The sequence below is a fragment of the Dysgonomonas sp. HDW5B genome, from assembly GCF_011299335.1.
Taxonomy (GTDB): Bacteria; Bacteroidota; Bacteroidia; order Bacteroidales; family Dysgonomonadaceae; genus Dysgonomonas_A.
In genome coordinates this window covers 3,302,576-3,316,309 of record NZ_CP049858.1, presented here as the reverse complement: position 1 = coordinate 3,316,309, position 13,734 = coordinate 3,302,576, and the positions used below count along the sequence as shown (strand labels likewise).

Annotated in this window: 14 protein-coding genes; 1 reads left to right on the top strand and 13 read right to left on the bottom strand. The window is 35.0% G+C overall.

Annotation, left to right across the window (positions count from 1 at the left end; genetic code table 11):
* Positions 1-52 precede the first annotated feature (52 nt).
* The 3 genes from ettA to G7051_RS13760 all read right to left on the bottom strand — a co-directional run bounded on the left by ettA (position 53) and on the right by G7051_RS13760 (position 3,721).
* Complete coding sequence (gene ettA, locus G7051_RS13770) at positions 53-1,738, bottom strand: energy-dependent translational throttle protein EttA (protein ID WP_166116276.1); 1,686 nt, start codon at positions 1,736-1,738, stop codon at positions 53-55.
* A gap of 99 nt (positions 1,739-1,837) precedes the next feature.
* On the bottom strand, positions 1,838-2,551 hold the full coding sequence (locus G7051_RS13765) for a hypothetical protein (protein ID WP_166201142.1): 714 nt from the start codon (positions 2,549-2,551) through the stop codon (positions 1,838-1,840).
* A 222-nt stretch (positions 2,552-2,773) separates the two neighbouring features.
* Positions 2,774-3,721, bottom strand: coding sequence for a glucosaminidase domain-containing protein (locus G7051_RS13760; RefSeq protein ID WP_166201140.1), 948 nt, complete (start codon positions 3,719-3,721; stop codon positions 2,774-2,776).
* A gap of 140 nt (positions 3,722-3,861) precedes the next feature.
* Here G7051_RS13760 and cdd point away from each other — a divergent pair, with 140 nt between their 5' ends.
* Positions 3,862-4,344: a cytidine deaminase gene (gene cdd / locus G7051_RS13755; protein WP_166116268.1), complete on the top strand. Its 483-nt coding sequence runs from the start codon at positions 3,862-3,864 to the stop codon at positions 4,342-4,344.
* A 78-nt stretch (positions 4,345-4,422) separates the two neighbouring features.
* Here cdd and G7051_RS13750 read toward each other — a convergent pair whose 3' ends face one another.
* The 10 genes from G7051_RS13750 to G7051_RS13705 form a co-directional block, all read right to left on the bottom strand.
* The gene (locus tag G7051_RS13750) at positions 4,423-5,118 is read right to left on the bottom strand and encodes a M48 family metallopeptidase (protein ID WP_166201138.1); all 696 of its coding nucleotides are present in this window, start codon (positions 5,116-5,118) and stop codon (positions 4,423-4,425) included.
* A gap of 157 nt (positions 5,119-5,275) precedes the next feature.
* Positions 5,276-6,028, bottom strand: a complete 753-nt coding sequence (locus G7051_RS13745; protein ID WP_185155024.1) for a uroporphyrinogen-III synthase — start codon at positions 6,026-6,028, stop codon at positions 5,276-5,278.
* The gene (locus G7051_RS13740; protein WP_166201133.1) at positions 6,025-6,918 is read right to left on the bottom strand and encodes a DUF4271 domain-containing protein; all 894 of its coding nucleotides are present in this window, start codon (positions 6,916-6,918) and stop codon (positions 6,025-6,027) included. Before G7051_RS13740 ends, G7051_RS13745 begins: the two co-directional genes overlap by 4 nt.
* A gap of 134 nt (positions 6,919-7,052) precedes the next feature.
* Complete coding sequence (gene metK, locus G7051_RS13735; protein WP_166201131.1) at positions 7,053-8,321, bottom strand: methionine adenosyltransferase; 1,269 nt, start codon at positions 8,319-8,321, stop codon at positions 7,053-7,055.
* Between the two features lie 216 nt (positions 8,322-8,537).
* Complete coding sequence (locus G7051_RS13730; protein WP_166201129.1) at positions 8,538-10,169, bottom strand: lipopolysaccharide assembly protein LapB; 1,632 nt, start codon at positions 10,167-10,169, stop codon at positions 8,538-8,540.
* A gap of 78 nt (positions 10,170-10,247) precedes the next feature.
* Positions 10,248-11,195 carry a PstS family phosphate ABC transporter substrate-binding protein gene (locus G7051_RS13725; RefSeq protein ID WP_166201127.1) on the bottom strand — a complete coding sequence of 316 codons (948 nt, stop codon included), beginning with the start codon at positions 11,193-11,195 and terminating at the stop codon, positions 10,248-10,250.
* Positions 11,196-11,232: 37 nt separating this feature from the next.
* Positions 11,233-11,469 carry a hypothetical protein gene (locus G7051_RS13720; RefSeq protein ID WP_166116245.1) on the bottom strand — a complete coding sequence of 79 codons (237 nt, stop codon included), beginning with the start codon at positions 11,467-11,469 and terminating at the stop codon, positions 11,233-11,235.
* A gap of 104 nt (positions 11,470-11,573) precedes the next feature.
* Positions 11,574-12,404 carry an energy transducer TonB gene (locus tag G7051_RS13715; protein ID WP_166116243.1) on the bottom strand — a complete coding sequence of 277 codons (831 nt, stop codon included), beginning with the start codon at positions 12,402-12,404 and terminating at the stop codon, positions 11,574-11,576.
* Between the two features lie 23 nt (positions 12,405-12,427).
* Entirely contained in the window at positions 12,428-13,081 is a 654-nt protein-coding gene (locus G7051_RS13710) for an ExbD/TolR family protein (protein WP_370521976.1), read from the bottom strand.
* A 29-nt stretch (positions 13,082-13,110) separates the two neighbouring features.
* A complete protein-coding gene (locus G7051_RS13705) occupies positions 13,111-13,728 on the bottom strand; it encodes a biopolymer transporter ExbD (RefSeq protein WP_166116238.1) in 618 nt (205 codons plus the stop codon).
* Positions 13,729-13,734 lie beyond the last annotated feature (6 nt).

Below are 13,734 nucleotides of genomic sequence, written 5' to 3'. Positions count from 1 at the left end.
ATAGATTTTAATTTCGGCAACAACTTCAATGCAATACTATTTAGAAATGTTATTACATCAATTTACGATATCTCACACGTTTTGGCTCAACATTTCCTAGACGAGCTTTCTTATTTTCTTCGTATTCGCTATACGATCCCTCGAAATAGAATACTTCCGAATTCCCTTCGAAAGCAAGAATATGAGTACAAATACGATCTAAGAACCAACGGTCGTGGGAAATAACCACCGCACATCCGGCAAAGTTTTCCAGACCTTCTTCTAAAGCACGTAATGTATTTATATCTATATCATTGGTAGGCTCATCGAGTAACAATACGTTAGCTTCAGCTTTTAAAGTAAGAGCCAGATGCAATCGGTTACGTTCACCACCCGATAATACACCGCAAAGTTTTTCCTGATCTCCACCTGCAAAGTTAAAGCGCGACAGATAAGCTCTTGAGTTTATCTCCTTACCTCCGACTCTGATAAAATCAGAACCGTCTGAAACTACCTGATAAACAGTTTTAGCAGGATCTATCGACTCGTGTGCTTGATCTACATAAGCGGTTTTGACTGTTTCACCCACTTCAAAAGTACCTTTATCAGCGGTTTCCAATCCTTGAATCAAACGGAAAAGAGTTGTTTTACCGGCACCATTAGGTCCGATAATACCAACTATACCGTTAGGTGGAAGCGAGAAATTCAGATCATCAAACAGTAGTTTATCGCCATAAGCTTTAGATACACCATGAGCTTCTATTACTTTATTTCCGAGACGTGGACCATTAGGGATAAAAATCTCCAATTTTTCTTCCCTGTCTTTTTGATCTTCATTCAAAAGTCTTTCGTAAGAATTCAAACGAGCTTTACCTTTAGCCTGACGGGCTTTAGGAGCCATCCTCACCCATTCCAACTCATGTTGTAAGGTTTTACGGCGTTTGCTCACTTGCTTTTCTTCTTGCTCCATACGTTTGGTCTTTTGCTCTAACCACGAAGTATAGTTACCCTTCCAAGGAATACCTTCACCACGATCCAATTCTAGAATCCAACCTGCTACGTGATCTAAGAAATAACGGTCGTGGGTAATACAGATAACTGTACCTTTATATTGTTGTAAATGTTGCTCCAACCAATCAATAGACTCTGCATCCAAGTGGTTGGTAGGCTCATCAAGCAACAATACATCGGGCTCTTGTAACAACAGACGACAAAGTGCCACACGACGTTTCTCTCCTCCTGAAAGATTCTCGGTCAATTGCTCTTCGGGCGGACAACGTAAAGCATCCATAGCGCGCTCCAGCTTATTATCAAGATTCCATGCATCAGATGCATCTATTTGATCTTGAAGAACAGCCTGACGAGCAAATAAAGCATCCATTTTGTCGGCATCCTCATAATATTCGGGCAAACCAAATTTTTCATTGATAGCCTCATATTCAGCCAAAACATCCATTATGGGTTGAACGCCTTCCTGTACAATCTCTTTTACGGTTTTAGTCGGATCCAACTTTGGATCTTGTTCCAAGTAACCTACACTATATCCTTTGTCAGAAACGATCTCGCCTTGAAATTCTTTTTCAATACCTGCTATAATCTTAAGCAAGCTCGATTTACCTGATCCATTGAGACCGATAATACCAATCTTGGCTCCATAATAAAACGACAGGTAAATATTTTTCAATACTTGTTTCTGAGGAGGGTAAATTTTATTTACCCCAATCATCGAAAAAATAATTTTTTTATCTTCTACTGACATATATTTTTATATTTAATTTCTCAGAACTATTTTGCAGCATTAATAAGCAAAATAACAATAAACGGTTAAATGTTTTCTTTAGTATTTAGCTTTGCTTATCTACTTTTTCTTTCTTATTTGCTGTATCATCAAGTTATTACGACTATCGTTATCTAACTCAATAATATTTCGGTTAAAATTTCTTCTACTTATCTTTATCTCACGAGAATTACCTATTCCTAATTCTAATTGATTCAACTTGTTTAAGTCTTCAAAATCATCCCTAGATACGGTTTGTTCAAACTCAGTCAAAATAAGAGTATCGGGCATTAATTCTTTTATTTGAAAAACTATCGCCGGATCATAGTAATTATTATTACAAAGGATAAAATCTCCCTGTTGAATATTTTCTAACCATGCTTTTCGAGCCTCTTCACCATATGCTTTAGAGAAATTCTCTTTAGCATCTTTTACGACTTTATTATGATCTAAGACCGCATCAATAGTCGCATAAGATACTATTCCGATAAAAAGAGTAAGCAACAGAATAATAAGTCCGAATCTCTTCAAAAAAGAAGGTTTAAATTCTTTTTCCTTACTGGCTGCTAATTGAAGAATATCTGTATTGTGATATTTTTTTGCTATCTTTTTTGAACACCCTTTGCACACAACAACAGCTTTCACGAGCGTCATACTTCCTAATAAAACAGAAGTTTTTGTTTCTACAGTATCCAGCAGCCATTTATCAGAACCACATTTCGGACAAATAAATGAAGCATCTAATTCTACCTGATCCAGTAAACGTCTGTTATAGGTAATAAAAATTACTGACATTCCTTTTTATATAGTTTTTAATTAATAATTACACCTCTAGTTAGTGGCTGCAAATATAATGAAATATGTCCTATCAAGAGAATTTCCAACATTTTATAGCAATGAATATTCTAATCTGTTAATAAGTTTGAATAAGCAGATACGACTCATTCTGTTTAAAATAAAAATAACCGCCCAATAATTTACTGAACGGTTATTTTTATTTAATCTAGCAATTGGATATTATCTCAATCTTAAAATATCACCTTCAACAGGTACATATTCAAAATCTTTTTTATTTTTTTTATATAGATTTTCGACCTTCATTCCGTATAATTGAGAGATACTATACATAGACTCACCCACTTGCACAACATGCTCATAGTAGGGTTTATCGGCCTTCTTCTTCTTTTTCTGGAAGTAAATCAGATCCCCCTCTTGTAATGGAAAGTCTGCCGGCACCTCATTATATTCGCACAGATCTTTGAGTTTAAATCCAAATTCACTTGCTATGGATGCATATGTATCTCCACTTTGAGCTATAACATATACCAATCCATTGGTTTTGTAAGGAGTATGTCTCACACCTGTTGATACGGGTGAAACTATTTGAATATCTTCTCTCTCCACATGGCGTTTTCCTCCCCCTTTTTGATCATACTTATATAACTCATAATCTTCAATAAGCTTTATCAACTTATTTGCATAAGCCCTATCGGTAGCATAACCGGCTTGCTGCAAACCTCTAGCCCACCCTTTGTAATCAGTAATATCCAAAGAGAATAATTGGCTATATCGATTTTTCTCACTCAAAAAACGAGAATGATCATCAAAAGAATCTTCTGCCTTCTTATACTTTCTAAAACAATCGTTTGGAGTATCATCGGCAGCAATAACAGACTCTCCTTTCCATCCGTTGTGACACTTTATTCCAAAATGGTTATTCGATCTCACAGTTAATGAGCTTCTGCCCGCACCCGATTCCAATAATCCCTGAGCTAGAGTAATACTAGCCGGAACTCTGTATTTTTTCATATGACTTATCGCTAAGTCTTTATATTTCTCAATATAATCATCATATAGTGTATTCCTCTTTTTATCCGTAGCCATCGTGGTGTACGGAAATAATACCAGTAATATTCCTAAAACCAGTAATTTTAAAATACCTTTTCTTTCAAATATGTATGACATCTCTATTTTTTATATCTTTGATTACTATATAAGGTCTCTGACCTCTTTATTACTTTGGTAAGTAGTAAGTACAACTGTCATCTACCATTGAACCATGTTGTATTAAATACTTACTGTTACTCAATAAACATTAATAATTGATGGAAAGTTTAGAATTACTTACAAAAGTAAGAGTTTATAGTTTAATAGAATGCTCAAATGAGAAGAAAGATTTAATAGAAAAAGCTAAAAATTCTTCAAATTCAGCATATGCACCCTATTCAGGCTTCCATGTTGGAGCTGCAGTGCTTCTTGAGGATGGCACTATAGTCACTGGTAGCAATCAAGAAAATGCTGCATATCCTTCGGGATTATGTGCCGAACGAACTGCGTTATTCTATGCTAATGCCCATTATCCTGATTTGGCGGTTAAAGCAATAGCCATAGCTGCTAAAACAAAAGGAAACTTCACGAAAGACATTTGTGCTCCATGTGGTTCGTGCAGACAAGTACTTGTTGAAGTAGAAAACAGATACAACACGCCTATTCAAATAATCATGTATGGAGAAAATCATATATATGAGGTAGATTCTATACGCGATCTGTTACCTTTTTGTTTTGGAAAAGATTCTTTGAACGGATAAAAGTAGGATATAGAAATATTAGTTTATAAATCGTTTTACATGATCAACTAACACTGTTTCCCTAAAAGGTTTACAGTTTTACCAATGTACATGCGATTTATTCAACTCAAGAGTTAGTTGTCTGGCTTTTCCATCTGTTACACTATCCAATAGTTTCCAGAACCTCTCACCATGATTCATTTCTATGGTGTGACAAAGCTCGTGAAGTATAACAAAATCAATAAGGTACTCAGGTAAGAGATTACAGAAATAAGAGAGATTAATTGATTTTCGGGAAGAACAACTCCCCCATCGTGACCTGCTCTTGTTTATTTTAAGGTCAGTATATGTAAAGTTATATTGCTTTGCCAAAGCTGCCAATTTATGAGGAAACAACCGATTGGCTTCGTATCTCATAGCCTTTTCCACATAATTCTTGATTGTATCCTGTACTTGGCTATCATTAAAATTAATACCTTCGGGACATGCTATATGCAATATTCCATCCTTAAGACTCATGTAATAGTTTTGTACTTTTCGAAGTTCAAGATTTAAAGAAAAGCTAAAAGTTTTAAAAGTCGATTGCGGGAGAAAGGTTATAACCGGTTTCTTAGGTAAAGATTCAAGACGTGGCTTCATCTTATCAAAGACTTCCAATATTTGCTTTATTGAAAATCTGGCAGGTACGGTAAGCTGGATAAAATCCGATTTACGACGGGCAATGACACTTTTTGCACGAACATTTCGAACTATCGAGATTCGCCCCAATTCTTTATCTATAAATTCATCACTCATTCTCTATTAATAAATCGCTATTATTAAAAAAGCTTGATCTTTTATACTAAAAAATCAAGCTCTTCTCTTTATATTAATCTATTTTTCGCAAAGTCGTAGCATCACAACTATTGTTTGAATGCTATACCGATCCTAGCAATAAAAAAGACTGAAATTTTTATTTTTTCTTATGGTTCTCTTTTATAAATGCCTCTAAAGCAGCTGTCATAGAAGCAACACCGGGTAAGGGAGCTTCACAATCAAGTCTTAAATTCGCATCGCGTACACCTTTCGCTGTAGTGGCACCAAAACTACCGATAGCAATATCACCTTGTACAAACTCCGGATAGTTTTTAAATAAAGACAATACTCCTAGTGGACTAAAGAACACAAGCATGTCATATTGCTTAATTTCGTCAGGAGTAAATTCGGTACTAACGGTACGATACATAACAGCTTTGGTATAAGCTATTTTTTTATCATCTAAGACATTAGTCATTTCGTCGTTATGCATATCCGATACGGGTACTATGAACTTGTCCTTGTTGTGTTTTACTAACGAAGGAGCCAAACCGTCCATTTTACCTGTAGTACTGAAAAATATTTTGCGTTTACGATATACAATATATTTCTGTAAATAAAGAGCTACAGCCTCGGAAATACAAAAGTATTTCATTGTTTCGGGCATTGTTATTCTCAACTCTTCACATAACGAAAAGAAATGATCAATAGCCACTTTAGCAGTAAAGACTACTGCTGTATAATCCTGAATATTAATACGCTGCTGCCTGAACTCTTTAGCATCAAGACCTTCAACTTTTATGAAAGGCCTAAAATCGATTGTAAGATTATATTTCTCTGCAATATCGAAATAAGGCGACTTTTCTGTTGCTGGTTTCGGTTGAGAGATCAGCACTCTTTTTACTTTCAAAGCCATAATAAACCAATTAGATCAACTTTATACAAATAAACCAATACCTGATACAAAATAATATAAGGTATAATTTCCACGCCACAAAGGTAGGCAATCAAAAAGAAAAAATTAACATCCTCTCGTAAAAAAAAAGTAATAATGCGATAAAAAAGTATCAACTGTGATATAATGAACAGTATAAGAAAAAATATCAGCAAATAATTATGGAAACTCTGCGAATATACCATCATCAAGGTAGGCACAAAAGCAATAATACCAATCATCGACAAAACTATCGTACAACTTCTCAGCCAGATTTTGACTTGGTCCTGAGAATTAAATAAATATCCTAATATCTTATATAATAGATACTTGAGAAGAAGAAATACAAATATAGTTAACATAAACAGAACAATAGTATAAAAGCTGTGCTGTGGCAGTTTATACTCATCCGATTCCAAAAAAGTATCAAATAGAATAATAGATGAGAGTAATATTGTCTGAAAAATAAGAATGAAATTAAACCAGAACTCAGTCACTGTAGTTTCACTAAATAAATTCAGATTTTCACGCGTAGAGAATAACAATCGGCTATTTTCTTTAAAAAAAGTAAAGCCGCCTTTAAATATACGTGTAAATAAAAGAAAGCAAAGCACCAAAAGAGCTAGCACTCCATCATCTTGTTCTAAAGTAAATACCTTGCTTACACCTGCATGACCATTGTTTAATTGGAGGCGCTCTGTTGTCAATTTCTGACGAGCCTCCACATGAGTCTTGGAGAAAAAAAGACTCGTATCTTTTTCGAATCCGAATAGCGACTGATGGATTGCAGAATCCTTTTTGGCTTCTACAATCTTTAAGCTATCTATCACATAATATGTTGCTAACTCAGGATCCAATCGTATCAAATTTTAAATTCGCCACAAAGATAGTTATAACAATGCATCCTTGAGATAAAATCATCAAGGATGCATTACATTTTTACTATTATTAAGACCTAAAGTTGCCTAAAGGCTTCGATCATCTTATTTCGCTGTAGATATTACAGTTTAAAAGCCTTTTTAATAAGATCTACTGAATCAAGTTTTTCCCAAGTAAACAATTCAACTTCTTTGTCCATTGGCTCAGGATTATATCTTGATTTGAACGTTTTAGTCACCACTTGAGGTTCACGTCCCATATGACCATATGCTGCAGTTTCAGAATAGATAGGATTTCTAAGCTTCAAACGATCTTCTATAGCTTTAGGTCTCATATCAAACAATTGATCTACAATCTTAGCTATTTCACCATCCGAAAGCTTAACATTGGCTTTTCCATAAGTATTTACATATATATTCATAGGCTTAGCTACTCCAATAGCATAAGACACCTGAACCAATACTTCTGAAGCAACACCTGCTGCCACCAAATTTTTAGCGATGTGGCGACTTGCATAAGCAGCCGAACGGTCTACTTTCGACGGATCTTTTCCTGAAAATGCACCTCCTCCGTGAGCACCTTTACCTCCGTATGTATCAACAATAATCTTACGACCTGTTAATCCGGTATCACCATGAGGGCCTCCAATTACAAATTTTCCTGTAGGATTTACATGATAGGTAATATTTTCATCAAAAAGACTGATTATATCTTCACGGAATTTATATTTTTCTTTAACTCGGGGAATTAATATGTTGATCACATCCTTACGAATCAAATCCTGCATTTCCTGATCGCTGCCAAAATCATCGTGCTGAGTAGAGATAACAATAGTATCTATACGCAAAGGTGTTCCATTATCGTCATATTCAATAGTAACCTGTGATTTTGCATCCGGACGAAGGTATGGCATCAAAGCCAATTCATTTTTGCGGATCGCAGCTAATTCAAGTAATAGTGCATGAGATAAATCTAAAGCCAGCGGCATATAGTTATCTGTTTCATTAGTTGCATAACCAAACATCATACCTTGATCACCTGCACCTTGATCCATTGGGTCAGCTTTTTTATCAACTCCTCTGTTAATATCATCTGATTGCTCATGTATTGCAGAAAGCACACCACATGATTTGGCTTCAAATTGATACTCACTTTTGGTATAACCAATACGCTCGATTACATGACGTGCAATTTCCGGCACATCTACGTATGCTTTGGATTTTACTTCTCCGGCTAATACTACCTGACCAGTTGTTACCAAAGTTTCACACGCCACCTTCGAATTGGGGTCGTAAGCCAAAAACTCATCTAATAATGCATCCGAAATTTGGTCTGCTACTTTATCTGGATGTCCTTCAGAAACGGACTCCGATGTAAATAAATAACTCATATCTCTTAAGTTTTATTTTGATTAAAATAAAAGAGGAGCAAAATGTAGTGTTGCAGAAAAAAATGAAGAATAATTTATTTTAGCATTTTTTCTTGTGGTTGCAATCGTACAAATCTATCCACCGTAAACTGATACAAAGATATGTTTATTTCTTGAAACAAAAAAGATTGATACAAAATTATGTATCAATCTTTTATATATTAAGATAAATAAATCTTATTTGATAGCTTCTAACAATTGAGGAGCAACTGTATTAGCTGGATCTAATTCCAACATTTTTTCACTGTATAACTTCACTTGCTCTTTATCAGATGCACTCTTAGATTTATCATACAATAAATAATAATAATAGCTCAAATACTGATAAGCTTCCAACAATTCGCTTGGATTGCTTCCATCGGCTTTTCCTACTATTATATTTACGACTTGTTCGTAATATGGTTTAGCCAATCCTTGAGTTGTTTCAGGATCTAGCAAAGCATTTGTTCGTGCTCTCCAGAAATATCCCAAATAACTATCAGCGATTCTTTCTGTTACTGTAGCAAAAGCTTTATCTGCTCTAAGCAAAGATTCTTTACCCGCAGCTGAAATAGCTGGATCTGCATCTTTTAGAGCAGCACTACCATACATATAAGAATAACGACCTAATGTAAAGAAGTCTGTAGCTTCTAATACAGCAGCATCTGCTTTGTCAACATACTCTTGGTAATATTTAGCAGCATCTGCATATTGACCTGCATCTGCACAAGCAATAGCTATATCTTTATAAACAGCTGATTTCGATGGATCTAATTTAATAGCTGCATCGTATTGCAATAAAGCTTTATCTAACTGATTATTTTTGCTTAACAATTCACCGTAAGTCATATAATCTTGTACAATGTACTCGCTATCACCTTTATCTAAAGAGAAGAATTTCTCAGCTGCAGCCAATCCATCTACATAATCTTTAGACTGAAGGTAGCTATACATCAAAAGACGGTTCAATACAAAGTTGTTTGGTTCTTTAGATATACCTTCATTGATTAGCTTCTTAGCTTCTTCATATTTTTTTGTAAAATACAAGGCAGCAGCATAACGGGTCAAATCATTTACATCATAAGATCCTTGTGCAAAATATTTTTGGAATGCATCAATCGCTTGTTGATATTGTCCTCCATGCGAATATATACTTCCTAAGTATTTATAAGCTAATGTATAGTTTGGATTGATCTCAATAGCTTTTTGCAACATTTCAACTGCTAGTGTTGGATTTACATTTTCATAAACCTGAGCCGTTTTAATGTAAGCAACAGCAGAAGTTGGGTCGAAAGTATATGCTTGCGCGTAGCTTCCTGCAGCTTCTCCAACATTTGTTTTAGCCTTTAAATCTCCTTCCAAGATATAAATAGCAGGTGCTTTTTTATTAGCTTTTCTTGCGTCAGCTAACTTCGCATCACCTTTCTCTTTCATATTATTATCGAAGTAAGCACGGGCTATGGCAACAAGTACAGCTACATTTTTTTTATCTTGCTTCAGTGCTATAGAAAATTGATCTTCTGCTTCTTTTGGATTAGTTTTCAACAAAAGTTTACCTAAGCCAACATTATTAAGTACAAAATCAGGTGATGCAGCCAATCCTTTTTCATAATTAGCTTTAGCTTCTGCCATATTTCCCTCACGATAAGCTACTTCACCTAAGTAATAATAAGCTTCAGCCGGAGATTGACTTATTTGCTTTTCAAAAATTTCTTTAGCCACTTTTAGCTCTCCGGTATTCAAATAGTCAGCACCAATATTGCTTTGTGCAAAAATTGGAGAACTAAGTAATAAACCCAGGAAAGCTCCTAATAAATACTTTTTTTTCATCTTTAAATCTTATAATATAGTTTATTTACTTTCACCGATTGCATAGAAACTCTATCTTCAAGTAGAGCTTTTGTTCAATTAGAAATGTTCTTGTACCGAAATCAGTCTCATAGGCCTTGTTGCTGGTACTAATCCGGCTTTCAAAATTATTCTCTGACCTCTGTCATCCGCTACAAAGTTTGTAAATCCGGCAGGTAACGTACCTCTTAAGTCTGACAGTATAATATATACATCCCGTCTCAAAGGATATTCTCCTAACGCCAAATATGCAGCAAATGGTTGAAAACTATTTTGAATAGTAGGTTCATCACTTTTACTGACAGACATTACTCTAATTTTATTTGTAAAACTCAAGTTTGTCGTATCTCCCGGATTATTAATCCAGTTTACACCTATCACACCCATCGCATTAGGAGTCTTAGCAACATAATCGAGCACTGCTCTATTATTATCCATAGCTTTCAGTGTTTCGGCTAGAGGCTCTCCTCTATTAATCGAATCTTTGATAAAACGAACTGTACTTGAGTTTGGATTATCAAATACAACCGATATTTTATCATATTTAGAATGCGGATTGATCGATTTCCATGAATCAATCTCGCCTGTCATAATCTTTTTCAGTGCAGATACACTAATAAGTGAATCCGTATTTTCTTGATTAATTATTAATGCAATACCATCTATTGCTATTTTTTGTGAACGAGGTTGCAATTTCTTATTCAGCAAACCTTGTTTTTCCGCATCAGTAAGATCACGTGCAGCGATAACTAGTCTGACGCTATCTTTTAAAAGTAAATTTATAACATCTACTTCACTTGCAAAAATAGGAATGATTGACGCTTCGTCATTTAAAGCCTCAAATACATCAATTTGTTCTTGAATTATCGGAGCAAAGCAATCATCTACGGCTATTTCTGCTACGCCACTGGTAAGAGTATCAGTTCGTGTAACTTTGATTTGTCCGTTGTTGCACGCTGAGAAAATTATCATCAATAACAACACACAAAATAAACCAACTTTTCTCATAAATTTTGATAATTAAATAAAAACTTCGCTAAGTAAATCATTTTTTGTCTTTTAACACCCTGTACCCTCTGAAAAAAGCATAAATGGTAACTCCAGCACCTAAAATAATACGGGGAATTACAAAATCATCAGTTCCCGGATCGTTTGCTCTATAATTATAAGGTAAGAGCATTGGAGTAAATATAATTAAATAAGCTATAGCTAGATATATAAAGAACATCAGGGCATTCCAGATTAGCTTAAAAGTACTGCCTTTTTTATTATCTTCTTTCATTTGCTTATATTTTAAAAAAGAGAAGTGAATCTATATAAATATCATCAACTTCTCTCTTTTACATTATGTTTTATGTAAACTTCTTATTTGAAGACATACATACCTTATTTTTGTAATTTAAACAATACAGGTAGCGTGTAATACACTGGCACATTACGTCCATTTTGTTTACCTGGAACCCATTTAGGCATTGTTTTTACAACTCTTACCGCTTCTTTATCACAAGAAGGGTCTAGAGATCTCACTACTTGTACATCAGATACGTTACCATCTTTTCCGACAACGAAACGAATTACTACACGTCCTTCAATTCCGTTTTCTGCTGCGATAGTTGGATATTTCAAATTACTTCCGATGAATTTCATCAATTCAGAATCTCCACCAGGGAACTGAGGCATTTGCTCTACGCTGACGAAAGGTTTTTCAGGTTCCTTATCCTCAACAATCACTTTATGCTCTTTCAATTCTGCAATATCTACAGCGTTTTTGTCATTTGTACCTTCTACGGTTGCGATAGAGATTTGAACTTTCGTTTCGTTTAACTCCTCGATAGATTTCATTTCTTTATCTTCATTCACTTTACTGTCTTCTGTAATTACAGGAGGTGTAAACTGAATAGTCGCCTTCAAAGGGGGGGGAGGTGGTGCGGTTTCCTGACGTATAATATTTTCTTCCGGAACCTGTTCCTCTACATTGGCAATATTCGACAATTCAAAAGCCTCATCTATTCCAGCTTGGTGTTGACCAGCTTTCACAGCATCAAGGAATGCAGGTAATGCAGCCACAACTCCAACAAACACTAATACTACAATAAATGCAACAACGTGTCTTTTTGAAGAGGACTTGCGTAACTCATACGCTCCATAACTTTTATTTTTGCCTTCGAATACTATATCACGCCATTCAGAGGAGTTCAAATTAATATCTTTTCCCATTTTTATGTTATTAAATATGTGATTTATTTTCCTCCTGTCTGAGCTGACAATGCGCCTTTGGATTCATAATTCTGTACAAGGAAATTATCTCCATCAGCCATCTCTACAATAGCATATTTACCAATACTACAGATTTGCATTTCATCAAGCACATCTACTAAATTTTTATACGAAGCTCCATTAGTTGGTTTTATTACAACTACCTGACCATCTTTCGCATTTTTTATTTCACTAGTTTGCTCTTTAAATTCATCTTCTGTAATTTTCTTCTTTGCTTTATCAATCCTTAGTTCTCGTATTTTAGCCACAGCATCTGCGTTGCGTTGCAACAAAAGTGCTCTAAAACCTTCAGGAGAATAGTTTGTTGCTTTTAGAGTATTAAAATCCTTATAATCAGGCTCACCTTCATAATAATAAATTTTATCATTCTCGCCAAGTATCACAGTAATAGCCTTAGAAGCTTTTACCTGGTTTTTATCCTCTTCTGTAAGGTCTTTATCTTTTGTAGGCATTACAATGTCCATCGTCTGAGGCTTACTCAAAGTTGTACAGAACATAAAGAAAGTAATCAAAAGCATGTTCATGTCAACCATCGGCGTAAAGTCTACACGTAGATTGATTTTCTGGGGCTGACCTTTTTTATGTTCGCCGCCGCCACTATCAACACTTGCCATAATCTTACTGTTTTAATATTAAAGTTCTACTCTTAAACCCCTTCAGGCATTGTCTTAAGAGTTGTTATCAAACTATATCTGTTCTTTTTTAAGTCTTGCAACGTAGACATTACATTCTTCACCAAAGAATAAGGAGTGCCTTGATCAGCTTTTATAGCAATAGTCAAATTTTCATTCACTTCCGTTGCGGTAGTTACCCATACTGCCAATTGATTGTTTGGACTGATAATTGTATCAGTAGGGATACCAAATTTCTTCATCAACGCATCTTGTTCATCCATTGGTAGGTCAAGAAATGCCTGTAAACGACTGATAGGCACGCCTATGTGAGTCTGGTTTACAAAAGAATTAATTTGCTTTGGAGTAAATGTTATATTATATTGCTGTCCAATACTTTCTAGCACTTTCCTTTTATCATCGGGTCTGTCTAAGTTCATAAAAACCTGTCCTTGAGGGTCAATCAAAATTGTCATGACATCATATTCAGGAATTTTCACCTCAGATACCGAAGCAGGTGTCATCACCTGAATTGGTTCTTTAGGTATGAAGTTAGCAGTAAGCATGAAGAATGTTAACAAGAGAACAGTCACATCACTCATCGCAGTCATGTCGATGAACGTATCCTGTTTTTTTACTTTTACTTTACTCATTTCTTC

What these genes read in the sequence shown, in the direction of transcription:
- ettA (WP_166116276.1), bottom strand. Translation starts at nt 1,738, where the DNA reads ATGTCAGTAGAAGATAAAAAAATTATTTTTTCGATGATTGGGGTAAAT.
- G7051_RS13765 (WP_166201142.1), bottom strand. Translation starts at nt 2,551, where the DNA reads ATGTCAGTAATTTTTATTACCTATAACAGACGTTTACTGGATCAGGTA.
- G7051_RS13760 (WP_166201140.1), bottom strand. Translation starts at nt 3,721, where the DNA reads ATGTCATACATATTTGAAAGAAAAGGTATTTTAAAATTACTGGTTTTA.
- cdd (WP_166116268.1), top strand. Translation starts at nt 3,862, where the DNA reads ATGGAAAGTTTAGAATTACTTACAAAAGTAAGAGTTTATAGTTTAATA.
- G7051_RS13750 (WP_166201138.1), bottom strand. Translation starts at nt 5,118, where the DNA reads ATGAGTGATGAATTTATAGATAAAGAATTGGGGCGAATCTCGATAGTT.
- metK (WP_166201131.1), bottom strand. Translation starts at nt 8,321, where the DNA reads ATGAGTTATTTATTTACATCGGAGTCCGTTTCTGAAGGACATCCAGAT.
- G7051_RS13730 (WP_166201129.1), bottom strand. Translation starts at nt 10,169, where the DNA reads ATGAAAAAAAAGTATTTATTAGGAGCTTTCCTGGGTTTATTACTTAGT.
- G7051_RS13725 (WP_166201127.1), bottom strand. Translation starts at nt 11,195, where the DNA reads ATGAGAAAAGTTGGTTTATTTTGTGTGTTGTTATTGATGATAATTTTC.
- G7051_RS13720 (WP_166116245.1), bottom strand. Translation starts at nt 11,469, where the DNA reads ATGAAAGAAGATAATAAAAAAGGCAGTACTTTTAAGCTAATCTGGAAT.
- G7051_RS13715 (WP_166116243.1), bottom strand. Translation starts at nt 12,404, where the DNA reads ATGGGAAAAGATATTAATTTGAACTCCTCTGAATGGCGTGATATAGTA.
- G7051_RS13705 (WP_166116238.1), bottom strand. Translation starts at nt 13,728, where the DNA reads ATGAGTAAAGTAAAAGTAAAAAAACAGGATACGTTCATCGACATGACT.